We start from the raw sequence: 26215 nt of genomic DNA, 5'->3' as shown, positions 1-26215 counted from the left end.
TGGAGCAAATACTCGTGAGTTCGAATGTTACACAAGATTTTGAGCTGTTTCCGCATGGAATTGGAGCAAATACTAGAGAGATTCAGCGTTACTCGTGAATTTGTGCCATTTACTTGTGAAATTGGAGCAAATACCCGTGAGAATCGTACATTTACTCGTGAATTCGAATGTTACACAAGATTTTGAGCTGTTTCGGCATAAAATTGGAGCGAATATCCAAGAGATTAAGCATTTACACGTGAATAAACTGTTTTCGAGGATTTCATTGGATATAAAATCATAATAAAAACCCCCGAATAGCGGCTGCTACTCGGGGGTTTCGTTAAGGTATAAAATTTGAAATGCTTTTTAAGCTCTATGATAATGCCTTTGCATGAAGAGATCGCTTTTGCCAAGCCATGGTAATCATTAAAGTAATGAATAAGAGGATAAGGCCCAACATGAACGGATAGGTAATGTGGACATCATACATCATTCCGGCAAGTGTAGGTCCGAGCACATTTCCGATGCTCATATACGCATTATTCATACCCATCGCAAAGCCCTGCTCATTCCCTGCCATCTTGGAAATCAGCGTGTTAAGAACTGGACGTAAGATGGAAGTGGAAAGGAAGATGATAAGTGAAATTAAAAAGAAAATCAGGTAACTTGAAGCAAAAAGTGATAGAAGGAAACCGATGGCTGCAACACTGATAAAGATATTCAGCACATTGACTTCCCCGAAACGCTGTACAATCCGGTCGACGACAAACAGTTGTACTATTACACTGACGATACCGGTGGCTGTAACCATGACGGCGATGTCCTTAGGACTTGAATTGAATTGATTATCAAGATAAAGACCAATTACAGATTCATATGCCATTAAGCCAAAGCTCATTACAAGAGTAATGATGAGTGGGATGAAATAGGGCATTTTCACAGATAAGGCAATCTTCCGAACCATCGTTTCAGTTTTTGCATCCATGGATTGAGTAACCTGTGCCGTTTCGCTTTCTTTTAAAACAAAAATCGAAAATACCACTGCTGATAGGGATACCAGCGCAGAAATCAAAAAGGGAAACTTCAAGCCAAAGTCAGCTAAAAAACCTCCAATTCCTGGACCGACTACAATTCCCAGGGACATGGCGGCAGATACTAAACTATTGCCTTTAGCGCGTTGATCAAACGTGGTGATATCGGCTACATAAGCAAAAATTGCGGGTATAAGCAAAGCTGCCCCAATCCCGCCAATGATACGTGAAGCATATAATAACCAAATGGAATTGACTGCATAAAAAATAAACATGGATAATGTCAAACCGACCAATCCATAAATAATCATTTTTCTTCGCCCGAATTGGTCAGTCCATTTTCCGGCAATTGGCGAAAAAATAAGTTGTGCACCTGCGAAAATGGCAATCATTAGGCCGGCGGCGGTTCCGCCTTGGTTAATGGAGGCCAGGTATGCTGGTAAAATGGGAATGATGATACCGAAACTTCCTATTGCTATAAACATATTGATCATGAGGATAATGATCTTTTTGCGTTGTTCTGCTGACATGGACAGCCTCTCTCTCTCTTTAAAAATCAATAACCAATTTAATTCGCATGGTTAATTTTTTGATACGTTAATTATGTTATAGTTTTAGATAGATAGTGTCAATAAGAAAGGATTGTCAAACATGAATTCAAGTGAATTGTATAATTTACATCTAGAAATCAAGGAACTAAGCAGCCTCTCACAGGAATTGGTGGAACCGTTATTGGTTAATTATGATTTAACTTCTGTACAGTATCGCGCATTGCAATTAATAGTCTTGAATGAATCCATAGCTGTTAAAGATGTTTCGAATCATTTGAAGATCAAACCTGCAGCAGGAACTGCACTAATTGACCGGCTTGAACGGAAGAAAATGATTGAGAGGGTACACAGTGAGGATGATCGTCGGGTCGTTTTTATCCAATCCACCGAAAGTGGAAGGGAAGCCTACCATTCCATCAATAAGAGTTTTGCCAAAATCTTTAGTGACTATTATAGTGTCCTAAATGAAGAGGAAACGGAACGGCTTAAACAAATCGTTGGGAAACTGACCGAACATGTGTCGTCACGCATAGAGAATAAAATATAGTCTTCCTGACGTATATAATTTCCATTATAATAGAAAGAAGAAGTTCTATATATTTATTAAAGCAGTGAATTCCACTGTTTGAGGTTAATTATCGGAATAATTAAAAAGTATTTGGATGTACATTCCCCTGAGTATAAAGGTTAGGGGGCATTCAATGATTCTTTAAATGATGTAAGAAATATCCATTAAAGAAGATATGACGTTTGGAAAATGAATATGTATAAAAAGGGTTAAGAAATTTTTTCTCAATGACTCATCATGACGAACCAGGCAGGGTGCTGTAAGAAGAGTATCTCAAAAAAGGAGATGGTAAAAATGTTTTCCCCATTAACCCCAATGGATTGGAAGCGCAGGGCCGTAAAATATTATCCTCATAAAGTGGCAGTCATCGATGAAGAGAAAGAGTTTACATACAAGGAGTTCGGGCAGCGGGCCGATCAACTTTCCAAAGCACTGTATTCTTCGGGAATTGAAAAAGGTGACCATATTGCAGTAATGTTGCCAAATACGCATTATATGTTGGAGTGTTTTTATGGCATTTGTCAAATGGGAGCGGTAATGGTTCCTTTGAATTATAGGCTTGCTGCAGAGGATTTGGAATATATCATTAAACATAGCGATTCAAAAATGTTGATAGTCGATGAAGAATTTACCGCTCCGATCGAAAAGATCATTACTAGACTGTCATTGGAAAAAATCATTATCGTGTCTGTTGAAGGATATGAAACCACATTACCTGGAATAGACTATGAGAATTTCATTTTGAATGCAATTGATGATGATGGACTGCCAGAGGTTACAATCGATGAAAATCAACTTTTGACTATAAATTATACGAGTGGAACGACTTCAAAACCAAAAGGGGTAATGTTAACCCATCGCGGGAATTACATGAACGCCGCTAATTTCATTTATCACCTTGGAGTGAATCATGACGATGTATACTTACATACCCTACCAATGTTTCACGCTAATGGCTGGGGAGGTGTATGGTCGGTAACGGCTACGGGCGGGACTCATGTATGTTTAAGGAAAGTTGATCCCCCTCTTATCCTCAAATTATTCGCCCATCATAATATTACATTGTTATGTGGAGCACCAACTGTCGTCAATATGCTAGTGAATGATCCTAAAGCAAAAGAAACAAATATCAAAGTGCGTCCAAGAATGGCAACAGCAGGTGCTCCTCCAGCAGCAGCGCTTATACAAAAGGCCCAAGAAATCCTTGGTTTGAATATGATTCACGTATATGGATTAACAGAAACTTCCCCTTTCATCCTATATAACGAGTGGAAGGATGAGTTTGAAGCTAAATCAGCGGACGAACAAGCAATAATAAAGGCAAGACAAGGAATTGAATTGGTTTTCAATGGGGAGACGATGGTAGTCAATCAAGATGGGAAAGCAGTCGCTTGGGATGGAAAGGAACTGGGGGAAATCATTACTCGCGGCAATGTTGTAATGGAAGGATATTATAAGGATCCGGAAAAGACGTCCGAAGCAATTAAGGATGGCTGGTTTCATACCGGGGATCTGGCAGTGACCTATCCTGATGGATATATTGAAATACAGGACAGGGCTAAGGATTTAATCATTTCCGGGGGAGAAAATATCTCTTCAACAGAGGTGGAAGGGGTATTGTATAAACATCCAGATGTTTTGGAGGCGGCGGTCATTGCCATCCCAGACGATAAATGGGGAGAAACGCCCAAGGCAATCATTGTGCTGCACCCCAATGCGGTAGTTACAGAAAATGAGATCATTACCTTTTGCCGCTCAAAAATGGCACACTTTAAAGCACCGACAAAAGTTGAATTCGTAGAGTCTTTACCGAAAACGGCAACAGGTAAGCTACAAAAATACCGTTTGAGGGAAATCCATTGGAAAGGTTCGAAAAAGGTAAATTAAAGGCTTTCATTATAGGAACGGGACATATATTACGGGCTTGCTATAAAAAGTTAAAATTAAAGTGCGGCAAATAAAAAAACCAAGAATGCTTTTAACTAAGCATTCTTGGTTTTTATAATTTTAAAAAACACCATTTCCTCTATAATACCAGGAACCAGGTAGATTAATTAACGAGGGCTTCTAAAAGATAGATTTAACTTAGTGTAATTTTATATATGTTATTTTAGATTAACTTGGTTTTTTTACCACTAGTATAGAATGATACATGGTAAGCGTGTTTTCCGGAATGATATGCTGGAATTAAACTATTAGTACTGCCAGCGTGTGCTGATGCCAGTGTAGTAGCTACTCCTGCTGGAGCTGTTGGGCCACCTGCAAACACAAGAGTACTTATGATGCTTAACCATGTTGTTCCCTTTTGATGAGCCTTTACCATCTTTCCTAATTAGGTATTTGTTAGTTTAGCTTATGAGCAATTGGTTTGCTCATTTAATGATGCTTGCTGTTGGTTGTATTTGCATAATCATCACTAATTAAATTGACTTCCGCAATAGGGTTTACTGTTGTTGATGAAGGTGTGGTTTCAATTTTCTCTTTTGCCAATGCATTGGGGACATGCGAGACTACTAATGAACTTATATTAGTATTGAAAATGAGGACTTTTTCTTCATTTTCATAACACTCCCTAATGTTTTTTTTTGAATACTTGGTATAATCCCGTACTATATAAACCAGGATGTCTTCAGTAATATTAGCTGATCGAAATTATTTTCTATGTACAACATAGACCTATTATTTTTATTTATAGCAATAATTGGATTAATTATATGGTTAAGGATATAAATTTGAGTTAGTTTTTCTCTAAAACATTATTTCTGAATAAATAGAGTAGGGACTTCCAACAAGGGTTATTTTGTAACAATTCGTGAAAAAATAAAAGGCGGGAAGAAAAACAATCTGTTTTTCTTCCCGCCTTTTATTTTAAGAATAGCACGGTAACTTTTATAAAACCTAAATGAGATCATGATATATGGAAGAAACTAATGAGCACATAGAAAAAATAAGCGATGATCTATTAAAAATTCTGTAAATTTAATTTAAACATTATAACGTTATATTGATTAGTTCGACAAAATATGATAATCTATTTTTGTAAAGAGATGAAATGAATTCTCACACAATTCAGTGTAACCGTATACAAAGTACTTGCAATCGATAGGATGTACCGAAAAGGATGAGGGAAATGACAGATACGTTAGTTCTGAAGAATGTAAAGATGTTAGAGGGAAATGCAGCGGATATCATACTGGAAAATGGGATGATCAAAGAAATCGCACTTCCCGGAACTGCAACAGGGGATAAGATATTAGATTATGATCAAAAAGTTTTTGTTTCCAGCGGATGGATTGATATGCATGTTCATGCTTTCCCGGAATTCGATCCTTATGGTGATGAGGTTGATGAGATTGGATATAAAACTGGTGTAACTACGGTCATTGATGCGGGAAGCACTGGGGCAGATAGGATATCTGATCTGGTTAGCAGTTGTGAAAATTCCAAAACGAATGTTTTCGCCTTTCTGAATATTTCGAGGATTGGATTGAAAAGGATTGATGAGTTATCGGATATTACATGGCTGGACGAAGGGGAATTAAGGAAGGCAATTTCCAAGTACGGGGATTTTGTCGTTGGACTTAAAGCGAGAATAAGTAAAAGTGTGGTTGGTCCAAATGGTGTCGAGCCATTAAAAATCGCTAGGAAGTTCTCGGCTGAAACTGGTTTACCATTAATGGTTCATATCGGTTCAGGGCCGCCTGATATTAAGGAAGTCCTTGAATTACTTGAAGAAAAGGACATTATTACACATTTCTTAAATGGTAAAGCGAATAATTTATTTGATGGAAAAGAAGAACCACTGCCTGAGTTCAGTAAGGCCATTGAACGTGGTGTTCATTTGGATGTAGGTCATGGAACGGCAAGCTTTTCTTTTAAAACTGCAGAGATGGCGAAAAAGCGGGGAATCGGCTTCAATACGATCAGTACGGATATATATCGGAAAAACAGAGAGAATGGGCCAGTTTTTAATATGGCAAATGTGCTTACAAAATTTTTGTACTTGGGTTATCCATTAAAAGAAGTAATAGATGCTGTTACGGTCAATGCAGCAGCCTGGTTGCATAAACCAGAACTAGGGAGGATTTCAGTTGGGGATATTGCGAACTTAACCTTATTCTCGATCGAGAATGAGCCGACCCTTTTATTGGATTCCGAAGGCGAAAAAAGGATGGCAGAAAAAAGAGTTGTTGTAAAAGGAGTGGTTATAAATGGAGAATTCATTGAATGCTAAATACGGTTTGAAAAGAGTCATCAATGCAAGCGGAAGAATGAGCATATTGGGGGTTTCTGCCCCAACTGATACAGTGATGGACGCGATGAAAAAAGGTGGGCAAAATTATGTGGAAATTTCTGATTTAGTCGATAAGTCAGGACAGCATATAGCAAATTTGCTTCATTCTGAAGCAGCGGTCGTCGTAAACTCAGCATCAAGTGGAATTGCGCTTTCAGTAGCGGCGATCGTTACTGAAGGAAACAGAAGGAAAAGCGAAAGGCTTCATCAAGATCTCATTCAAAAGAATGAAATCATCATGCTGAAAGGCCATAACGTTCAGTATGGTGCACCGGTTGAAACCATGATTTACCTTGGTGGCGGAAAATTGGTTGAAGTTGGGTATGCAAACGAGGGGAAGGCGGAACATATTGCGGATGCCATAAATGAAAATACTTCTGCCATTTTATATGTGAAATCGCATCATGCTGTTCAGAAAAATATGATATCCGTCGAAGAAGCATGGGAAGTGGCCAAAATGAATAATATCCCTCTGATTGTCGATGCAGCAGCGGAAGAAGACTTGGGAAAATATATAAAATTTTCTGACCTAGCAATTTATAGTGGATCAAAAGCCATTGAAGGACCCACATCCGGTATCGTTGCTGGCAGAAAAAAATATATCGAATGGGTAAAGGTTCAATTGCACTGTATCGGAAGAAGCATGAAGGTCGGAAAGGAAACTACCTTTGGGCTGCTTCAGGCAATGGATGAGTATTTTGTCAAGTCGGATAATAGCGAAAAAGAAAATGCTAGTTTACAAGTTCTCACATCACTTAACTCTATTGATGGAGTAAAAGTAACGATAGTTCAGGATGAAGCCGGTCGTGCCATATATAGAGCACGCATTTCCATTGATCCTTTGATAATGAAAACAACGGCGAAAGAAGTGAACGAGCAGCTCAGAAATGGGGATATTGCCATTTATACACGTGATTATGGGATACGGCAAGGCTTTTTCGATATAGATCCGCGTCCATTGCAAGGTGATGATATAAATGTCATTGAAGCACAATTAAGAACCATATTAGGAGGAAAACAAGGATGACAAACATAAACAAACGGTTATTGAATGATCGTGTAGCCTTAAATGTACTTGCAAATAGTGTAGAAAATGCAGTGGAAGTCTTTGAAGCAGCGGAAGGCCATGTATTGGTTGGTGTACTCTCAAAGGATTATCCAACTGTGGAAGCTGGTGTTACAGCAATGAAAGAATACGGGAAAGCCATTGATGAGGCCGTTTCAATAGGGTTGGGCGCGGGCGATAATAGACAGGCAGCAGTTGTCGCAGAAATAGCAAAATACTATCCAGGCAGTCATATTAACCAGGTTTTTCCGGCTGTTGGTGCCACGAGGGCCAATTTAGGTGAGAAAGATAGCTGGATAAACTCACTTGTTTCTCCAACTGGGAAAGTCGGTTATGTGAATATCTCCACTGGTCCAGTAAGTGCAGGTGCAAGTGAAACGGCCATTGTGCCTATCAAAGCTGCCATTGCGCTGGTTCGCGATATGGGAGGTAATGCATTGAAATACTTTCCGATGAAAGGCCTGAAGCATGAAGATGAATATCGTGCTGTGGCAAAAGCTTGTGGTGAAGAGGGATTTGCTTTGGAACCAACAGGTGGAATCGATTTAAATAATTTCGAGACCATACTAGAAATCGCATTAGAAGCAAAAGTGCCTAAAGTCATTCCCCATGTATATTCTTCCATCATCGATGAAGAGACTGGAAAAACGATTGGGGAGGATGTACGGAAATTATTGGCCATTACAAAAAAATTGGTTGAAAAATATGCCTAAAAGGATTGTGGCATTCGGGGAAGTAATGATGCGTTTGCAGGTACCAGGGTATGAATTGCTATCACAGGCTAAAACTCTGCAATACTCCTTTTCAGGCACGGGGGTAAACGTTGCTTCTGCGATGACAAAGCTAGGACATGATGGGTATCTTGTGACAAAGTTACCGGATAACCCCCTTGGGGATTCAGCGATTTCATCTTTGCAGCGATTAGGAATTGGAAGGAACTTCATCTCTAGAGGCGGTAAATATATGGGGATGTACTTTTTGGAAAATGGTTTTGGACAGCGGGCGAGCCGTGTCACATATTCCAATCGACTGGAAAGCAGTTTTAATACAGCCTCCTTATCCGATTATGATATGGATAGGATTTCGGAAAGTACGGATATCATCCATTTTTGCGGAATCACGCTTGCAATGGCGGAAAATGTACGGGAAAGTATGAAAGTGCTGGCTAGAAAAGTCAAAGAAAAAGGCGGTACAGTCTGTTTCGATTGTAATTACCGCCCCTCTTTATGGGAGAGAGGTTACGCTGACGCAAAGCCTCATTATGAAGAAATGCTTTCTTTGGCTGATATCGTCATGATGAATGAGAAAGACGCCCTATATATTTTAGGAATGAAGTCAGAAGGCTCCACAAGGGAAGAGCAGCTTATTGAGTTGATCCCTGAAGTGGCCAAGAAATTCAATATTCAATCGATAGCAGGGACACATCGTTCAATCAAAAGTGATAATAGCCATACGTTGAAGGGGTATATGTACAAAGAAGAAACATTTTACTTTTCCGATATCCTATCATTTTCCGTATATGATAGAATAGGCTCAGGCGATGCTTATACCAGCGGAATCTTACATGGCGAATTGCGAGGATATTCCCCTGAAAAGACAGTTCGGTTTGCGGCTGTATCAGGAATGCTGGCATGTACTGTCGTTGGAGATACTCCTTTGGCAACCGAAAAGGAGATACTCTCGGCAATGGAAGGTAAAATGGAAGATATTAAGAGATAAAAGGCAGGAGATTAGGAATGAATGTGAACAGAAAAAATGGGCCGATGTATTTACAGATAAAAGAAATATTAAAGGATCGTATTTTACATGGGGTTTATGCCATCGACACAAACATTCCCTCTGAGCCTCTTTTGGAAGAAGAATTTAGCGTAAGTAAGGTCACTGTCCGTAATGCAATCAAAGAACTTGCGCAAGAGGGGTATGTTGAAAAGAAAAGCGGCAAAGGCACTAGAGTCATAGCTAATGGTTCGATAGTTAAACTTTCCAAAGGAAAGCGTTTCACAGAGCTGTTGGTGGAGGAAGGGCACTCCATTTTAAAAAAGGTGTTAAACATAAGTCGTGTTGACCTTTCTTCAGACCCTAAGCTGCATTCTTTATTTGGTGACCATTGCATAAGTATCGAACGGATATATTTATTGGACAATGAACCTTATATTTACTTTACACATTATGTTTCACTTGATTTAAACCAAGAAGAGATAAAAGAGGTCCAAATCAATTCTTTGTACCGCTTTTTAGAAGATCAAAACGTCAAACTTGAAACATTCAGAGATGAGTTTGCCGTTGCTATCGCTCCGGATCACATTTGCGAAACACTGAAAATCGAAAACAATAGTCCAGTACTAAAAAGGATTCGGATTTCCAGTGATGGGGACGGAAATGTTATGGAATACAGTGAAGGGTATTACAATACGGCTAAACAGAACTACATTGTGACATATAACGAGCCGGTACAATAATCCCATTTATTGTATTGGTTTGATTGTAAGCGATTTCTTAGGGATGGGGAGAACATATGGATCTATATTTATTAGGAATCACGCTGATAGCAATCGTAATTGTTATTTTGGGGGTATCATGGTGGAAATGGCATGCATTCTTTAGCTTGACTGTAGCCAGTTTATTTTTAGCGGTTTTTTCTGGACTGCCAATGGACAAGATTGTTGGGGCTTATGAAACGGGTGTCGGAGCGGTCCTTGGTCACCTTATTGGAATATTGGCCTTAGGGACCATCTTAGGAAAGATGATGTCCGACTCTGGAGCTGGTATGCAGGTTGCTGACTTTTTCATTCATAAATTCGGCGTGAAAAACCTGCCATGGGCCATGCTTTTATCTGGCTTCATCATCGGCATTCCGGTATTTTTCGAGGTTGGTTTAGTAATATTGCTGCCTTTGGTCATTTCCATTCGGAAATCAACCAAAGTGAACATCTTGTTAATTGGTATTCCAGTACTTGCTGGATTATCGATCGTACATGGGCTGGTACCTCCGCATCCGGGAGCCATGACAGCTATTGGAATCTATAACGCTAACATGGGGCAAGTACTTCTGTACTCATTGATCATCGCATTCCCGACTGCTGTAATTGCGGGACCTCTATTCGCAAAATGGATTCATAAACGGGTTATTCCTGTTGGAGAACCGGAATTGATCAGGGTGGAAACAAAGTCAAGTAAATTACCAGGCACTGGAGTTTCGTTCTTCATCATCCTTTTGCCTGTATTGTTGATGGTTTTAACTGTAGTGGCTCCTTATTTGCCGCTACCGGGTTCCATTGAAAAATTCTTATTGTTCATCGGAAGTCCAGTGATTGCCCTATTAATATCCTGTTTTGCAGCTTACTACTTCTTGGGCTACAGACAGGGAATGGACAAATCACTAATTAAAAAGTTGACGGAAGAATGCTTATTGCCATTAGCTTCCATAATCCTTATTATCGGTGCTGGCGGAGGGTTCAAGCAAATTTTAATTGATAGTGGCGTAGGGACTGCAATTGCTTCCATGTCTGAAGAAATTTCCTTATCCCCGATCGTTCTTTCATTCCTTGTGGCTGGATTAATCCGGATTGCCACAGGTTCTGCAACCGTCGCTTTGACCACGGCAGCTGGGATTGTTTCACCGGTCGTTGCCAATATGACGGGTGTTAATCTAGAATTGCTCGTTATTGCCACGGGCGCAGGGTCACTTATGTTTTCCCATGTTAATGACGCAGGTTTCTGGTTAGTAAAAGAATATATGGGATTAACCGTTAAAGAAACATTCAAAACATGGACAGTCATGGAAACCTTACTTTCCTTCGTGGCATTCGGTTTGGTTTTAATTTTGGATATATTCATTTAGTAAATAAAGGGTCTGAATAATGGCATTTACCTCCTTGATCTGTCTTAGGGTGACAGATCAAGGAGGCTTTTATTTAGTTATGAACATACTGGGGAGGGAGTAAATGACTGGCTTGGCTATTAAACCTAGGTCGATTGCGGAAATCAGAAACAAAAGTCATTCAGAATTGGAAGTAGTGACAAGGGTGCAGTTTCATCCAGAAGACGTTTGTTTTGCACCTCGAAGATATAAGTCCTGACAGAGACTTCTATATTGAAAGATTGACAGCTTCCCGTTTACATATTCATTCTGAATATAATCCAGTAATTCATTGGCATGGTTAGGCTTTTGACGTTTTTCCTGAATATAATGGAGGATTAAAACTTCTATATTCACACACTCACCTTACTTGACAAGTATTTTTTTCCATTAACAATATAACATGGGTATTCAAAGAAATATCATTTTTTGAATATTTTAACTATCGACATATTTATACAAATAAAGAAATGATTAGGGCTAGAGCTGGAAAATTGACAAAATATAATCGGAATATGCCAAAAAAAGAGCGATACCTACTGGTATGGGCTCTTTCTAACTTTTATTCTACCGTCTTGATTGTAAGTCGGCTCAAGAAAAAAACCCTTGAAATTCAAGGGTTGGATAGTTCATCAAAGTGATAAAAAAATGTTGGTCCTGAGTTTACAAGGGTCTTCAGCTTCATGCTTGTATCTTTTGTACAGGTATAGGATTAGGTGATAAGCGCAGCTCTGCGGCTTCTCTCTTAATGGAGAATAAATAAGCTCCCAAACCTAAGATGGCTGCAAAAATCAGCATGGCGATCGATGAACTGAAGTCCCCGCCAGACAAGTCACGAAGCCATCCCATGATATAGCTCGAAAAGCCGCCCATGATATTCGTGAATCCAATTAGACCAGCGGCTCTACCTGCCGTTTCAGGTGTTGAGTATTTTACCATGAGCATATTACTTAGATGGAACACACCGCCTTGACATCCCATTGCCAGGCCCATACATAGCCCGGCCAAAATAGGATTGGGGATGAAGATCGCTACAGCCAGAAAGACAGCCGTCAATGAAAATAGAATCGTGGCCATCAAACTTGGACGTCTGGTTTTGTCAGCCAGAAAACCGCATGCCAAGACAAATCCTAAAGCGAATAGCCAGGAAAGTGAAGTAATGCTCGACATTCCTTCCTTTTCGAATCCTTTTGCTTCAATGAGATAGGTAGGAAGCCAAATGCTGATTCCAAAAAATAAGAAGGAACATACGAGCATGCCGAACCAAACAATCCAGAAACGATAATCTTGGGCGAAACTCTTATTCTCGGAGGGGGCGGTTTCTTTCACTTCATCATCCCTTTGGCGAATGAAAGCCAATTCCTCCTTACTTATTCGGGGGTGCTCTTCTGGTGTATTTCTTGTCAAATAGATGAACATAGGGATATTTATGAATAAGTTGAAAGCTGCAAGCATAAAGAAAGCTGCTTGCCAGTGTAGTAAAGATATCACGAGCACCAAAACAACGGCTCCCATTGCTGGACCTAAATAATTTCCGGTAAGCCAAGATGCCTGGGCCCTTCCCAATTCACGTTTATTAAACCAGTTAGAAATGAATTTCCCAGAAACTGGAATCATCATCCCTTCACCAAAACCAAGAATTATCCTGCTTATTAAAAACATTTCATATGAATTTGCCAGGCCTGACATAATCATCGTGATAGTCCAAACGAATAAACCGGCGATGGCTGTTTTTCGGGCACCTAATTTATCAATGATGAAGCCCCAAAAAAGATTTGAAACTCCATAAGCAATGGTAAATACAAAAGATAGAAGACCGATCTTTGCATTTTTGTCGTCGCCTGTCATACCGAGTGCATGCAAGAATTCTGGATCTGTTTGAATGATGGAAATGCCAACCTTATCAATTTGTCCGAAAAACCAAAAGAAAAAAATTGGAACGGCAATATACAACCATCTTTTTTGCCCATTTAACATAATACCATCTCCTTGTCGCTTTTTAGCATTCCTTAAAACACTTACCATTGAGCATAAGTGTTATAAGGTTATCCCTTTAGAAAGGTACAAGTTTTGATTTTTCACTTAAGAGCTTTATCCCGCCTTTCTTTAAAATATTGATAGATAAAAAAGTAACGATAATGTTTTGTAAGGAAAACATAGTTTCACTTTCTTAACGATAAATTAAAATAATTTGATTGTCAATTTAATATTTTGATAATTTAATATATTTAGAATCAAAAAAATATAAGCGCTTTCAATTTAAAAATCGAACTCCGTTGCATCCTTTTGTACTTTTTTGAGAAACATTTAATCAAATGAGTGGATGGACCTCTATCACGGACATAAAAATGGAATTATTTAATCTTTTGTGTCAAAAAAACTAATTAACATCAAATTATTAAAAATTCTGACTTGTTGTTATTGAATTTAAAATCAGGAAAATCTATAATTCATTTATATTGTTTTGTATATGAAATACTTAATATGGAAAAAATCATGATTTGGCAGAAAATATCGATGTATTAAAATTCTTAATTTGTTTTTACTTGTAAAATTGGTTATGTTTGGTTATACCGAGCTTTTCTAACGATTCGTCAATTAAGCTAGGCCTTCCAAATAGTTTTATATATGTAAATATGCTTTAATTGACACATATACACTATTCTATTTAAACATGAAGAGTAAAGGGTAGAAGAGGATGCCAATTAGCCAATTAGAAGAATGCCCGATTCATTATCTGGAAAAGGGATAAGGAAAAGCGCTTGTTACCCTGCATGGTTTGGGAAACAAGGAGACACCAGCTCGAGTCAGATGAATGAAGAATTAGAATAATTGCTTAGGGATGCACCAGGGTAAGGTGAAAGTTCCGATTCATAAGAAGAATTTCAGGATTGTTCTCAGTTTGCAGATATAATGAAAAAATTCCGTGAAAGTTTCGTCTGCAGTCGGTATACCTGCCCGGTCATTCGATGGGCTCGGTTATCGCTCTCGATTTTACTAGCCGTTTTTCGGAAGTGGTGAAGGCCCCTTGATCATATCTGATGCGACTCGCGGAGCAGCGGTTGTTAGCATGGAAGAAAGTAAGCGGAAAATTCAGAATAGATTACAATTCATTGAAATGTGAATCGAATGAACTTGCAAAGAAGAGGGTAGTGCGCTACTGCGCCAATGTTTCTGTCTAGAAGTTTTGCCGCAAATGCTTCCGTCAGGATACCGGTCATTTTCCTTCTCTTTATCAAATTTAAACCAAATGGACATCCTATCTTCAATATCTGTTCCGACATTGGTCTTGGGTGGTGAAATGAATCAGGTCACACCGGATAGTGAGTCAAGAATATTTTAAAAATTGATTCCTGATTCCGAGTTTTCCATTGTAGGAGAAGACCGGTCATTTATGTTATCAGCAGGATCCAGGTGTGTTATGGATGCTAAAGACAACAGGTTTGCAACCATTGAAGTATGCATCAAAAACATTCACCAAATGAACTTCCAGAAAAAATGTACATATACAGCAATTCGTCTTTCTAGGTATGAAGAAAGCTTTACTGAATGGGTTATAGTCAGGAGAAAATGAGATTTATTCACAACGGGGGGAATACTCGAATGGCAAGCGAAGAAAAAGAGAAAGAGAAATATAGTGCTAATTCATTGGTTAGAGGGTTGGAAATCATTAAGCTCTTTAATGAAGTCCAGCCGAGTTTGTCTCTTTCAGAAATTGCAAAACAACTGGGAGTAAGCAGAACGGTACCATATCGTTTATTATTCACATTACAGAATATTGGTTATTTGTCTCAGGATGAACATACCAAACGTTATAGTTTAACGCCAAAGGTTCTTGAATTGGGATTCAGCTATTTGAATAGCTTGAAATTCCAGGAAATTGTCCAACCTTATATGGAAACCTTGCGTGATGAAATCGGAGCCTCCTGCCATCTGTCCATTTTGGATGGACAGGAAGTTGTTTATGTTGGAAGTGCCCCAATAAGAGGTGTATCCGCTGTCAATGTGAACATAGGTTTGCGGCTGCCGGCACATGCTTTGGCCAATGGAAAATTACTTTTGGCATATCAACCGAAAGAAATGCTAACGCAAATGTTCAAAATCTCAAACCTAACTCCTTATACAGACAAAACACTCACAGCGCCGGGTGAATTTCAAAAACAGCTGGAATCGATTCGGCAAAATGGTTATTCGATGACAAGCGGGGAATTCCACCCGGGCATCCGTTCTGTTGCCGCCCCGATTTTTGACAAGACTGGGAAAGTATTGGCTGCCTTGAATGTCGTGGCAACAGAGTCTGCTTACCAGGAAGATTTCATCGATAAAATTGCCTTGCCGAAACTGTTGGAAGTTTCTCGGCAGTTATCCGTTTATATGGGATATAGTGGGGTTAAGCCTTATCAACACGAAGAAGTCTGAACAATTTAAAATCTAATAATAAATGAATAACCTCTTTCGAAAGTGTGGATCTCCCAATAGGGAATCCACACTTTTTTGTGTTAAGAAAAGCAAATCGTTACAAGTTTATACCATAGTGATGAGCATTCGGATTATAAAAATGGTTTTAAATATTCTAAAAACTCGTTGACAATGAAGCGGTTTCATTTTAGACTTAATTCATAGACAAAACAATGTTTTGCTTATGAAACATATAGCGTTTTAGAAACAACAAATAAGGGAGGAATTTTAAAATGACAAAAGAAGCTTTTTCAGTGAAGGATTTTGAAAAAAAATATGTTGCTCGATTGAAAGACCGTTCGCTTGATTGGGATGTCTTGAAGTTCCAAGAAGAAATCGATCCCGCTTATAGACGTGCACAGATGAGATATATCGGACGTGGCGCCACTGCCAATAACGATACGAACGTAATTGCAGGTGAACATTTCACTTTAAGTACAATGGTGCTTCCTCCGGGATGTATCGGGCCTTTGCATCTTCACGACGATGTTGAAGAAGTGTTTTTCATTCTTGAGGGTGAAGTTACGGCGTTAATTCAAGAGGATAGCTACAGTGAAGTGCATGAAATTAAATTAAGTGCGAGAGACTGCATTAGCAGCCCACCAGGGGTTTATCGGGGAATTAGGAATGACGGGGATGTAGAGGCGCGCATGCTCGTGATGTTAGGGGCAGTGAAGCCTAACTTGCCGACATATCCTGAAGGCAGTGAACTGGAAGAACTGCGTAAACAACGCTCTAAAGAAAGAGAAGCCATCATTAAAGACTGATCATTTAGCCGAAAGGGCACCTGCATTATGAAAATTAATGAGGCGCCCTTTTCGATTAGATTGTAAAATATGGCCAATGCAAATTATCTAAAGGCCAATCTAAATTATGGGAGGTATAAAAAATGCTTGGGATTACTCATTTACGACATATAAGCATGATAACTCCGAATTTCAACGATCAAGCAGAGTTTTATGAAAAGGTTTGGGGACTGGATAGAGTGGATGTTCCTGAAGAGGAGAATACGGTTTATTTTCGCGGGGCTGGACCGGAACATCATATTTTAAGCCTTCACAAGGGAGAAAAACGTGGTTTGCATCATATAGCTTTTGGCATGGTCGATAAAAATGCAGTGGATCGTGCAGCAGGGATATTACGATCGAAGGGCGTTCGAATTATTGAACCACCTGGATATTTGGATGAAGCAGGTGCCGGTTATGGGCTGAGGTTTATTGATCCGGAAAACCGGGTGATTGAGCTCTCGGCTTGGGTGGAAGTACAAACGTCTATTTGGAGCAAGAAAAATGTTGATCCAGTGAAATTGAATCATGTTGTAATGAACACGAAGAACTTAGATATGATCGTCGAGTTTTATACGGATGTACTTGGTTTTAAAGTTACTGATTGGAGTGAGCACCAAATGTCATTCCTGCGATGCAACAGGAAGCATCACTCCATTGCCTTCAATCAAGATGAGCATGCGTCAGTCAATCATATCGCATACGAAGTCGATTCAGTGGATGAACTGATGCGAGGAATAAGCAATGTGAGAAAAGCGGGCTTGTCAGAACTTTGGGGACCAGGACGGCATGGGCCTGGAGACAATATTTTCTGTTATTTTCAAGACCCAGGCGGTTTTGTTATGGAGTATACATGTTATCTGGAAACGATCGAAGATGAATCGGAGTGGAGAGCGCGTGTATGGAAACGGGTACCGCATTTAATGGATCAGTGGGGGATTGCGGGGCCGCCGAAACCTGAAGCCCGCAAAGCAATGGGAGGAGATCCCGATCCGGGCTGGGTTGATTCTTATATAGATGATTCAGTCATGGAAAAATGAGGAGGATTTTGATTTCCTATCATTATTCTTCCGTGTAGTTAGCTTCTTGTATATAAAGGACAGCGTTTAAGGAAATGGCTTTGAAAAGGAGTGAAGAGAGTGGATTTAGGATTGCAAGGTAAAGTTGCTGTCATTATGGGCGGCACGTCGGGCGTGGGATTAAAAACAGCAGAAATGTTTTTAGCTGAAGGAGCGAAAGTGGCTATTTGCGGCAGAAGTACAGAGCGTATGGAAAGTGCACAAAGTCAATTGCTCTCATTTGGTGATAAGGCGGATGTTTTTGCATCAACATGTGATGTCACCTCAAAATCGGATGTGGATTCCTTCATTAATGGTACCGCTGAAAGGTTTGGCGGAATCGATATATTGGTGAATGCAGCCGGTCAAAGCGTGATGGGTCACTTTTTTGACATAACGGATGAGCAGTGGGAAGAACAGATTCAGTTAAAATTCTTTGCCATCATATATGCCGTCCGTGCTTCGCATCCTCATTTAGTGAAAAGGGGAGGAGGGCGGATTATTAATATTAATGCAACGCTGGCTAAAGAACCTGAACGCCATATGGTAGCGACTGCAGCAGCAAGGGCTGGTCTCCTTAATTTAAGCAAAACCTTGTCCCAGGAATTGGCCTTTGACAATATATTGGTTAATTCAGTGAGTCTTGGATTGATCCGGACGGATCAATGGGAGCGTAGAAGATTGAAAAATGCACCTGATATGGACCCAGAAGAGTATTATGGAGACCTTGCGAAAAAGCGGAATATCCCTCTCGGCCGCGTAGGGGAACCGGAAGAAGTGGCCAGTGTCATTGTTTTCCTTGCTTCAGACAAAGCAAGTTATGTAGCGGGTTCGACGATTGAGACGGCAGGAGCGATCGGAAAGGCACTATAAAATATATTACTAAAAAAGGTAGGATAACGCGATGAAAATACAAGAAGAAATAGAGTTTACGACCGCCGATTCCATCGTAAAGGAGCTGGTTCAAGCAGGAGTGGAAGCTGCTTTCGGGATTGTAAGTATTCACAATATGCCCATCTATGATGCAATTCTTAGAGAAGGGAGCATCAAACTCATTTGTTCACGCGGTGAGAGCGGTGCCGTAAATATGGCTGATGGTTATGCCCGCGCCACTGGGAAATTGGGTGTAGTTATTACCAGTACCGGAACAGGGGCAGGAAATGCTGCTGGTTCACTAGTGGAAGCATGGGCAGCTGGTGTCCCCCTTCTTCATCTTACCGGTGAGGTGGCTTCTTCTTATCTTGGTACAGGCAAAGGATACATACATGAGTGTAAAGACCAGCTCTCAATGATGAGCGGAGCTTGTAAAAATGCAGTGAGGCTTAGAAACCCTGACCAATCTGCAGCGGTAGTAAGGAAGGCGATCCAAGAAGCTTTAACTGCACCTACGGGTCCGGTTACATTGGAAATTCCCATTGACTTTCAATCGGCGATCATAGAAGATCTTTCACTCGAAGGGCTACGGGCTTCAACAACTGAAACCAATTCAATGCCATTTATTCCTGAACAAGCCGTGCAAAAAATGGTAGGTGCCCGCCGTCCTGTAATATGGGCTGGTGGTGGAGTCATCAGTGCCAACGCTTCGCAAGAGCTGCAAAAATTAGCGGAAATCCTTGGTGCAGCGGTTATAACCAGTCAGTCAGGAAAAGGTTCGATTCCAGAAAACCATGAACAATGCATAGGACATTTTGCGGCATATGAAATAACAAAAGAGTTTTTAAGAAATGCAGATTTATTGATTAGCGTAGGTGTAAGGTTTAGGGGGAATGAAACATCCAACTGGAAAGTGCCGGTGCCGGAAGAACATATTGCGATCGATGCGGATTGGCAGGCCATTAACCGGAACTATAAAGCTACGCTTGGTTTGGTTGGCGATGCAAAAGATATGTTAGCCGCAATCATTCAAAAGCTCGAAGAACATTCAGTTCATGCGGAACCTTCTTATTTACAAGAAGTTCTTTCACTTAGAAATGAAGTGCGCGCTCAACTCAGGGAAACACTTGGACCTTATGAGCAATTTGTAGATGGCATGAGGGAGATATTGCCGGACGATACCATTCTGGTTCGTGATGTAACCGTACAGGCAAACGTTTGGGGCAGCCGTTTATTTGAAATCTATGAACCAAGAACATCCATTCATGCATCAGGCGGCGGAATTGGTCAAGGTCTTCCAACAGCAATCGGTGCCCAAATGGGGTGTCAAGATAAAACCGTCGTTCTTATGGCTGGAGATGGTGGGTTTATGGTGAATGTCGGGGAAATGGTTACGGCAGCCGAAGAAAACTTACCTGTTATCATCGTATTGTTCGATGACTCAGGCTATGGGGTTCTTCGCAATATTCAAACAGCCGCTTATGGTCGGCAGGTAGCCGTGGATTTATTGAGTCCTGATTTTGTGAAACTGGCTGAGTCCATGCATTTTGATGCAGTGCGCATTGGTTCTGGAGATGAATTCATTTCCGAATTGAAAAAGGCAAAGGAAAGACGTAAACCTTCAATGATCGTTGTTGATATGGATGCTGTGGGGCCAATGGCCAAGCCATTTGGCGGACCACCAGGAGCTGCAGAAGCATTCAAGCCCAAAAAACTATAAGGAGGATTGAGAATGATTTCAACATACCCATTTGTTTCAGGAAAATATCTAGTTAATGGAGAATGGATAGAATTACCGGAAAAAGTCGATGTAGTAAATCCGGCAAATACATCGGAAGTAGTTGGCCAGGTGGCAAAATGCTCTGAAGAAATCGTGAATGACGCGATTGAAGCGGCAGAAAAAGCTTTTGAAACGTGGTCTCGCTCTGATATCGGGGAACGGGCTAACCGGATGAACACTGCGGCAGAAGAACTTTCAAAAGTAATCGAGGAAAATGTTACCGTGTTTGTACGTGAAAATGGCAAAACACTTGTTGAAGCTAAAAAGGATTTACTGCGCTGTGTTGAAGTCATGAAGGGCTGTGCAGCAGAGTTACTTGATTGGTGGAAGCCTGAAGTGCTCCCAGGAAATCAAAAAGTCCAAATCCGAAGAAGGGCAAGAGGTGTCACGGCAATCATCACACCGTGGAATTCTCCGATGATATTAACATTTAAAAGGGTCATACCCGCTGTTTTGGCAGGCAATGCCGTTGTCGTAAAACCTGCAACGAACTGTCCTTTAACGATAATGACCTGTTTAAAAGTAGTTGCTGAACATTTTCCTCCAGGAGTCATCAATATAGTCTCAGGATCGGGAAAAGCAATCGGTGACACACTATGTTCCGATTCTCGCGTACGGACATTGGCGTTTGTCGGAAGTACGGAAACCGGAAAAGATATCATGCAGAAATCAGCTGGAAATCTTCAAAAAGTATATATGGAACTTGGCGGCAATGATCCTGCCATCATTTTGGAAGATGCCAATATGGATGAAGCGGCTATCAAACGTTTGAGGATGGGGATTTTACGAGCAACGGGTCAAGTCTGTTCTGCTGTAAAAAGAGTGTACGTCCAAGAATCACGTTATGATGAGGTTGTGGAAAAGCTGACCAAGGAGTTTAGCCGGATGGTAATTGGTGATGGCATTCAGCCTGATGTAACTATGGGCCCGTTGAATAATAAAGCACAATATGACTTTGTGAATGGCTTGATCGAACGTACCGCTAAGTCTGGAGGAAATATAATCACAACCGGCATTCAGCTCAATCCGGAAACTTGGGATAAAGGTTATTATATGCTTCCTTCCATTATTACTGGCGTCGATCAGAAGAGCGAATTGGTTCGGGTAGAACAATTCGGACCCATCATTCCAATTTTACCTTTCAATGATATGGATGAAGCTGTAAAATTAGCGAATGATAGTGAGTTTGCCCTGCGTGCATCTGTTTGGACAGAGAATGAAGATATCGCTGTCGAAATGGCAGATCGCCTTGAAGCTGGTGCGGTTTTCCATAATAATCATACCGTTTTCAGCGACTTGGCTCTGGACTTCCCTGGTTTAAAAGAAAGTGGTGTTTCCCGGGAAACAAGGCATTGTGGGTTGGAATTCTTTGCGGACTCATACGGGTTTGCTGATTGAGGAAGGATGAAACTACATGAAGTTAGGTTTAATCGGGTGCGGTAATATCGGGAAATTTCTGCTTCAGGCAATAAATAACGACGGGCTTCTTCCTGGTGGGAAAATCGTTGCGATTTATGCCCGCCGTGAAGAAATCGCGGCACAACTAGCTGAAGAATTCAGGGCACAGCCATATAGTGATGTCGACGAACTCCTTAAATCCGATGTAGATTTAGTCATAGAGGCTGCAACGATTGAAGCAGCTGAAGAGTATGCATTGAAAGTGCTTAAAAGCGGGAAGGATCTCTTACTAAGCAGCATAGGCGTGATGGCGAATTCTGCATTTGAAGAACAATCGAACCAAATTTGCAAAATGAATAACGTGAATATTCTCCTTCCGTCCGGTGCGATTGGAGGTCTCGATGTACTTAAATCGGCAAAAGCGGTGAATGGCCTTGAATCTGTTTGCATCACCACAAGAAAACCGCCAAACGCATTGCCTGCAGGTTCTTCAGTGACAGAAGAAACGGTATTATTTGAAGGATCTGCTGCAGAAGCGATCAAACAGTTTCCGAGAAACATTAATGTTGCGATTGTGCTGTCCATGGCTGGTCTTGGATCTGAAAAGACGAAAGTGAAAATCATTGCCGATCCAAATGTGTTAAAAAACATTCACCTGATAGAAGCGTCAGGTTCGTTCGGGAAACTAAAACTGGAAGTGGAAAATGATCCGATGCCAAATAATCCGAAAACGAGTTATCTAGCGGCATTAAGTGTTTTGGCTACTCTGCAAAATAAGGAAAAGTGCGTTCAAATCGGGTAAAGAATTATGATGTAAAGCTTGGAAGGGAGAGAAAAAGTATGCTTAAAACTGATAAATCCTTAGAAGAAATGTCGAAACAGCAAGTTGTTAACTATTTGAACGAAACGGTTAAACCAGAGGAAGGCGTTATACCTGCATACCTCCTTGGTGACCCAAAGGTTTATGATATAGAACATGAAAAAGTGTTTTTGAAAACATGGGTTTTTATCGGTCATGATTCTGAAGTACCCAACAAAGGAGACTTCATGACCCGTGAACTAGCTGGTTACTCGCTCATCATTACTCGGGATGCTGAAGGGGAAATCAGGGCGTTTTATAATATGTGCACCCATCGCGGAATGAAACTATGCCGTGCAGATAAAGGGAACAAGTCATTATTTACGTGTCCCTACCATGGATTTAATTTTAAAAACACTGGTGAACTCGTAGGGGTGCCATTACAAAAGGACATATACGGGGGCAACCTTGACCGGTCGGAAATGGGCCTTCACAAAGTGAAGCTTGAATCCTATAAAGGTCTTTTATTTGGAACTTGGAATGAAGATGCTGAGCCACTTGAAGAGTTTCTTGGAGACATTAAATGGTATTTGGATATACTCGTTGGACGGGCAGAAATGGAAGTTATCGGGGTCCCGCAAAGGTTCGTTGTTAATTCCAACTGGAAAGTTGGTTCCGATAACTTTGTTGGTGATTCCTATCACACGATGGTCACACACGGTTCCATTGCAAAACTGGGCATGGTGCCCAATGCTACCTATTCAAAGCGTGGTTTTCAAATCCATATGGCTAACGGGCATGGACTAAACTTAGGGACACCTAACCCTGACTTCGCTTTCCCGGAAGAATTGATAGATGAATTTAAAAATAATTTGTCTGAAGAACAATATGGAGTGTTATCAAACTTAAAGAATATGATTGGGAACGTTTTCCCCAACTTATCATTTTTAATATCCCATACAAAAATCAAAGACCAATTCATCTCCAACACTTCAATTAGAATGTGGCGGCCAATCGGTCACAATAAAATGGAAGTGATCGCTTGGATGCTTGTGGAAAAGAACGCCTCCCAAGATTGGAAAGATAGATCAAGAGATTCATTTATCTTGACCTTTAGCCCATCTGGTATTTTCGAACAGGATGATACGGAAGTGTTTACGGATATTACTGAAGCAGCCCAAGGCCCAATGCCTTTCCTAAAGAATCTAACCTACAATTATACAATGGGTCTCCATCGTGAACCAGTTGATTTTATAGGACCGGGTGTTGCTTACGATGATAAATTCACTGAAGCGAGCCAGCGGAATTTTTACAAGTACTGGCTGGAATTAATGACGAAATGATAAGCGGGAGGGGGAACGGAAATGAATGTGGAGAAAATGTTGCTCAAATGTGAATTTGAACAGTGGTTGTATGATGAAGCTCAATTACTGGATGATATTGAATTTGATGATTGGTTCGATCTAATGCATTCGAGCTTGCGTTACCAAATGCCTGTACGTGTTAATAAAGAAGGGGTGGAACGTCCGGATTATTCAACGGAAATGTTTACATTTAATGATGATATTGAGCTGTTGAGACTGCGCGTGGATCGTTTGAAAACGGATTATGCTTGGGCGGAAATACCGCCATCAAGAACACGGCGTTTTGTCTCTAATGTACGTGTTAAAGACTATGTTGAAGGTGAAAAGGCAGTCGTTAAGAGCTATCTGCTTATCTATCGAAGCCGCAGCACGGATATTCAGCATGATTTGATTTCGGGGGAACGAAATGATGAATTCATTTTCGAAGAAGGTAAATGGAAACTTTCCAAACGGATATTCATTGTTGATCAATCAACGATAAATACCAGAAATCTTGCTATCTTCGTATAATATTGACTTGGATAAAAAGAGATGACAAGGAGGCTGGTTACAATGGCAATGGCGTTAAAGGATAAAGTAGTGTTGATTACCGGAGGCAATTCAGGTATCGGAGAGGCTGTAACAAGACGTTTTATACAAGAAGGGGCAAAAGTCAGCATCATCGGCCGCTCGATAGAAACGCTAAAGAAAATGAAAGAGGAATTTGGTGAAGAGATTCTCATTAACCAAGGCGATGTAAGCAAATATGAAGACAATGAGAGGGCTGTCCAGTCCACTGTCAAGCAATTTGGAAAGCTGGATGTTTTCGTTGCTAATGCAGGAGTCTTTGATGGTTTTGCTAAATTTGCCGACGTAACTCCCGATGCACTTTCCGAAGCATATGATTTTCTGTTCGATATTAACGTTAAAGGATCTTTCTTCGGTGCTAAAGCCGCTCTTAAAGAACTGCAAAAATCGAATGGCAATATTATTTTCACGGTATCCGGTGCTAGTTTTTATCCGGATGGCGGCGGGGTGTGGTACACAGCAAGCAAGCATGCCCAAATAGGGTTGATGCGCCAACTTGCCTTTGAACTTGCTCCTAACATAAGGGTGAATGCTGTAGCGCCTGGCGGCACTCTGACAGCATTATCGGTCATTCCTCCCCTACGTCCATTCGTTAAAATCGTGGATAATGAAACGAAGGCTAATAGCATAAAAAAAAGAAACCCTCTTCAGCTTGCACAGATGCCCGAAGATCATGTAGCTGCATTTGTCCTGTTAGCATCGGACGCAGCGCGTGCAATCACCGGCGAAGTCATCTCCAGTGATGGAGGATTGTCGGTTCGCGGACTGGGTTGAGTCCATTACAAAATAAACTATGGGAAGAAGGTTTATAAGTATGGCTGAATCACTATTGGGCAATAGGAATATTAATCAACTCGCATTTGTTGTAAAAGATATTGAAGCTGCTAATCTAGCTTTCACTAGACTGCTAGGCATTAAGAAGGCAGAACCGTTTCTGACTGGTGACAGTTCTGTTTCGAAAGTCACTTTTAGAGGTGTACCAACGGAATCACAATCCAAACTGGCTTTTCTGAATACACCAACCGTCCAATTTGAACTAATAGAACCCGATAAAAATCCAGGAACGATGCGTGAGTTCCTGGATGAAGTAGGTGAAGGGATCCACCATATTGCTTTTGATGTAGACTCTATCCAAAAGAGGCTGCCAATCATGGAGAAAAGTGGGTACCCAGCTTTGCAAACGGGTGAATTCACTTCAAGTGACGGCAGATATGTATATGTGGATACACTAGATGATCACAAAACGTTAATTGAACTGCTTGAAAGTGAAGAGCCGAGAAAAACGGCATGGGAAAGACAAGAAGATGCTAGCGTTCAGCCGCTATTAGGAACGAACAAAGTGGAACAGCTTGCGTTAGTTGTAAAAGACCTTGATGCGGCTGCAGATGCATATTGTAAGTTGTTGGGTATTGAAAAACCTCCCATCATTCATTCTGGTTCAACCGATATTACAAACGTGATTTACAAAGGGAAGCCAACTGAAGGAAAATCAAAATATATGTTCATCAATACTCCGTTAATTCAAATTGAATTGATCGAGCCGGGCGAATCACCCAGTACGTGGAAAGATCATCTTGAAACATATGGCGAGGGTGTTCACCATATCTCTTTTGTCATTAAAGACATGGAGGATAAAATCAAGATGTTAGAAGATATGGGCTATCCCGTCATACAGGCAGGTAACTTTTTTAACGGAAAAGGCCGATATGCCTATATGGATACAACATCAACCTATAAAGTGATTATTGAATTGTTAGAACGTTTTGATGAGTAAACATGTAC

At 40.6% G+C, this 26215-nt stretch carries 24 protein-coding genes; 21 read left to right on the top strand and 3 right to left on the bottom strand.

Annotated features, from left to right (window positions below):
- Positions 1-136: 136 nt before the first annotated feature.
- On the top strand, positions 137-283 hold the full coding sequence (locus Q8G36_RS18540) for a hypothetical protein (RefSeq protein WP_305162323.1): 147 nt from the start codon (positions 137-139) through the stop codon (positions 281-283).
- Positions 284-355: 72 nt separating this feature from the next.
- Here the strand turns inward: Q8G36_RS18540 and Q8G36_RS18535 are convergent, their stop codons facing one another.
- Positions 356-1543 (bottom strand): MFS transporter, encoded by a 1188-nt coding sequence (locus Q8G36_RS18535; protein ID WP_230303154.1) that lies wholly within the window; start codon positions 1541-1543, stop codon positions 356-358.
- Between the two features lie 121 nt (positions 1544-1664).
- Between Q8G36_RS18535 and Q8G36_RS18530 the strand changes: the two genes are divergently transcribed.
- The 9 genes from Q8G36_RS18530 (at position 1665) to Q8G36_RS18490 (ending at position 11571) form a co-directional block, all read left to right on the top strand.
- A complete protein-coding gene (locus tag Q8G36_RS18530; protein WP_305162322.1) occupies positions 1665-2111 on the top strand; it encodes a MarR family winged helix-turn-helix transcriptional regulator in 447 nt (148 codons plus the stop codon).
- Between the two features lie 315 nt (positions 2112-2426).
- Positions 2427-4019 (top strand): long-chain-fatty-acid--CoA ligase, encoded by a 1593-nt coding sequence (locus Q8G36_RS18525; protein ID WP_305162321.1) that lies wholly within the window; start codon positions 2427-2429, stop codon positions 4017-4019.
- 1243 nt (positions 4020-5262) lie between these two features.
- Positions 5263-6366 carry an amidohydrolase/deacetylase family metallohydrolase gene (locus tag Q8G36_RS18520; protein WP_305162320.1) on the top strand — a complete coding sequence of 368 codons (1104 nt, stop codon included), beginning with the start codon at positions 5263-5265 and terminating at the stop codon, positions 6364-6366.
- On the top strand, positions 6344-7453 hold the full coding sequence (locus Q8G36_RS18515) for a DgaE family pyridoxal phosphate-dependent ammonia lyase (RefSeq protein WP_305162319.1): 1110 nt from the start codon (positions 6344-6346) through the stop codon (positions 7451-7453). The genes Q8G36_RS18520 and Q8G36_RS18515 overlap by 23 nt, the downstream gene beginning before the upstream one ends.
- Entirely contained in the window at positions 7450-8205 is a 756-nt protein-coding gene (gene dagF / locus Q8G36_RS18510; protein WP_305162318.1) for a 2-dehydro-3-deoxy-phosphogluconate aldolase, read from the top strand. Before Q8G36_RS18515 ends, dagF begins: the two co-directional genes overlap by 4 nt.
- A complete protein-coding gene (locus Q8G36_RS18505) occupies positions 8198-9211 on the top strand; it encodes a sugar kinase (protein WP_305162317.1) in 1014 nt (337 codons plus the stop codon). The genes dagF and Q8G36_RS18505 overlap by 8 nt, the downstream gene beginning before the upstream one ends.
- A 17-nt stretch (positions 9212-9228) precedes the next feature.
- Positions 9229-9951, top strand: coding sequence for a GntR family transcriptional regulator (locus Q8G36_RS18500; protein ID WP_305162316.1), 723 nt, complete (start codon positions 9229-9231; stop codon positions 9949-9951).
- A 56-nt stretch (positions 9952-10007) separates the two neighbouring features.
- Positions 10008-11333: a gluconate:H+ symporter gene (locus tag Q8G36_RS18495; RefSeq protein ID WP_305162315.1), complete on the top strand. Its 1326-nt coding sequence runs from the start codon at positions 10008-10010 to the stop codon at positions 11331-11333.
- A gap of 103 nt (positions 11334-11436) precedes the next feature.
- Positions 11437-11571: a hypothetical protein gene (locus Q8G36_RS18490; RefSeq protein WP_305162325.1), complete on the top strand. Its 135-nt coding sequence runs from the start codon at positions 11437-11439 to the stop codon at positions 11569-11571.
- On the opposite strand, the gene yppF is transcribed toward Q8G36_RS18490, so the two are convergent.
- Together yppF and Q8G36_RS18480 are read right to left on the bottom strand one after the other, a co-directional pair.
- On the bottom strand, positions 11526-11708 hold the full coding sequence (gene yppF, locus Q8G36_RS18485) for a YppF family protein (RefSeq protein WP_081112928.1): 183 nt from the start codon (positions 11706-11708) through the stop codon (positions 11526-11528). The two genes, Q8G36_RS18490 and yppF, sit on opposite strands and share 46 nt — an antisense overlap.
- Before the next feature lie 324 nt (positions 11709-12032).
- On the bottom strand, positions 12033-13328 hold the full coding sequence (locus tag Q8G36_RS18480; RefSeq protein WP_305162314.1) for an MFS transporter: 1296 nt from the start codon (positions 13326-13328) through the stop codon (positions 12033-12035).
- A 1626-nt stretch (positions 13329-14954) separates the two neighbouring features.
- On the opposite strand from Q8G36_RS18480, the gene Q8G36_RS18475 reads away from it, so the two are divergent.
- From Q8G36_RS18475 to Q8G36_RS18425, 11 genes are all read left to right on the top strand, one after another.
- Complete coding sequence (locus Q8G36_RS18475; protein WP_305162313.1) at positions 14955-15770, top strand: IclR family transcriptional regulator; 816 nt, start codon at positions 14955-14957, stop codon at positions 15768-15770.
- A 272-nt stretch (positions 15771-16042) separates the two neighbouring features.
- On the top strand, positions 16043-16576 hold the full coding sequence (locus Q8G36_RS18470) for a cupin domain-containing protein (protein ID WP_098371925.1): 534 nt from the start codon (positions 16043-16045) through the stop codon (positions 16574-16576).
- Between the two features lie 122 nt (positions 16577-16698).
- Positions 16699-17634, top strand: a complete 936-nt coding sequence (locus Q8G36_RS18465) for a VOC family protein (RefSeq protein ID WP_305162312.1) — start codon at positions 16699-16701, stop codon at positions 17632-17634.
- A 99-nt stretch (positions 17635-17733) separates the two neighbouring features.
- Complete coding sequence (locus Q8G36_RS18460) at positions 17734-18525, top strand: SDR family oxidoreductase (RefSeq protein ID WP_305162311.1); 792 nt, start codon at positions 17734-17736, stop codon at positions 18523-18525.
- A gap of 31 nt (positions 18526-18556) precedes the next feature.
- Positions 18557-20245 (top strand): thiamine pyrophosphate-binding protein, encoded by a 1689-nt coding sequence (locus Q8G36_RS18455; protein WP_305162310.1) that lies wholly within the window; start codon positions 18557-18559, stop codon positions 20243-20245.
- A 12-nt stretch (positions 20246-20257) separates the two neighbouring features.
- Complete coding sequence (locus Q8G36_RS18450; RefSeq protein ID WP_305162309.1) at positions 20258-21703, top strand: aldehyde dehydrogenase family protein; 1446 nt, start codon at positions 20258-20260, stop codon at positions 21701-21703.
- Positions 21704-21719: 16 nt separating this feature from the next.
- Positions 21720-22505: an aspartate dehydrogenase gene (gene nadX / locus Q8G36_RS18445; RefSeq protein ID WP_305162308.1), complete on the top strand. Its 786-nt coding sequence runs from the start codon at positions 21720-21722 to the stop codon at positions 22503-22505.
- 38 nt (positions 22506-22543) lie between these two features.
- Complete coding sequence (locus tag Q8G36_RS18440; protein ID WP_305162307.1) at positions 22544-23845, top strand: aromatic ring-hydroxylating oxygenase subunit alpha; 1302 nt, start codon at positions 22544-22546, stop codon at positions 23843-23845.
- 21 nt (positions 23846-23866) lie between these two features.
- On the top strand, positions 23867-24376 hold the full coding sequence (locus tag Q8G36_RS18435; protein WP_305162306.1) for an aromatic-ring-hydroxylating dioxygenase subunit beta: 510 nt from the start codon (positions 23867-23869) through the stop codon (positions 24374-24376).
- 42 nt (positions 24377-24418) lie between these two features.
- Entirely contained in the window at positions 24419-25207 is a 789-nt protein-coding gene (locus tag Q8G36_RS18430; RefSeq protein WP_305162305.1) for an SDR family NAD(P)-dependent oxidoreductase, read from the top strand.
- Between the two features lie 40 nt (positions 25208-25247).
- A complete protein-coding gene (locus Q8G36_RS18425) occupies positions 25248-26207 on the top strand; it encodes a VOC family protein (RefSeq protein WP_305162304.1) in 960 nt (319 codons plus the stop codon).
- The last annotated feature ends 8 nt before the right edge of the window (positions 26208-26215 follow it).

It is taken from the genome of Peribacillus frigoritolerans, from assembly GCF_030676415.1.
GTDB lineage: Bacteria > Bacillota > Bacilli > Bacillales > DSM-1321 > Peribacillus > Peribacillus frigoritolerans_A.
Note: the sequence above shows the minus strand (reverse complement) of the source record. Positions and strands in the feature narration are given on the sequence as shown.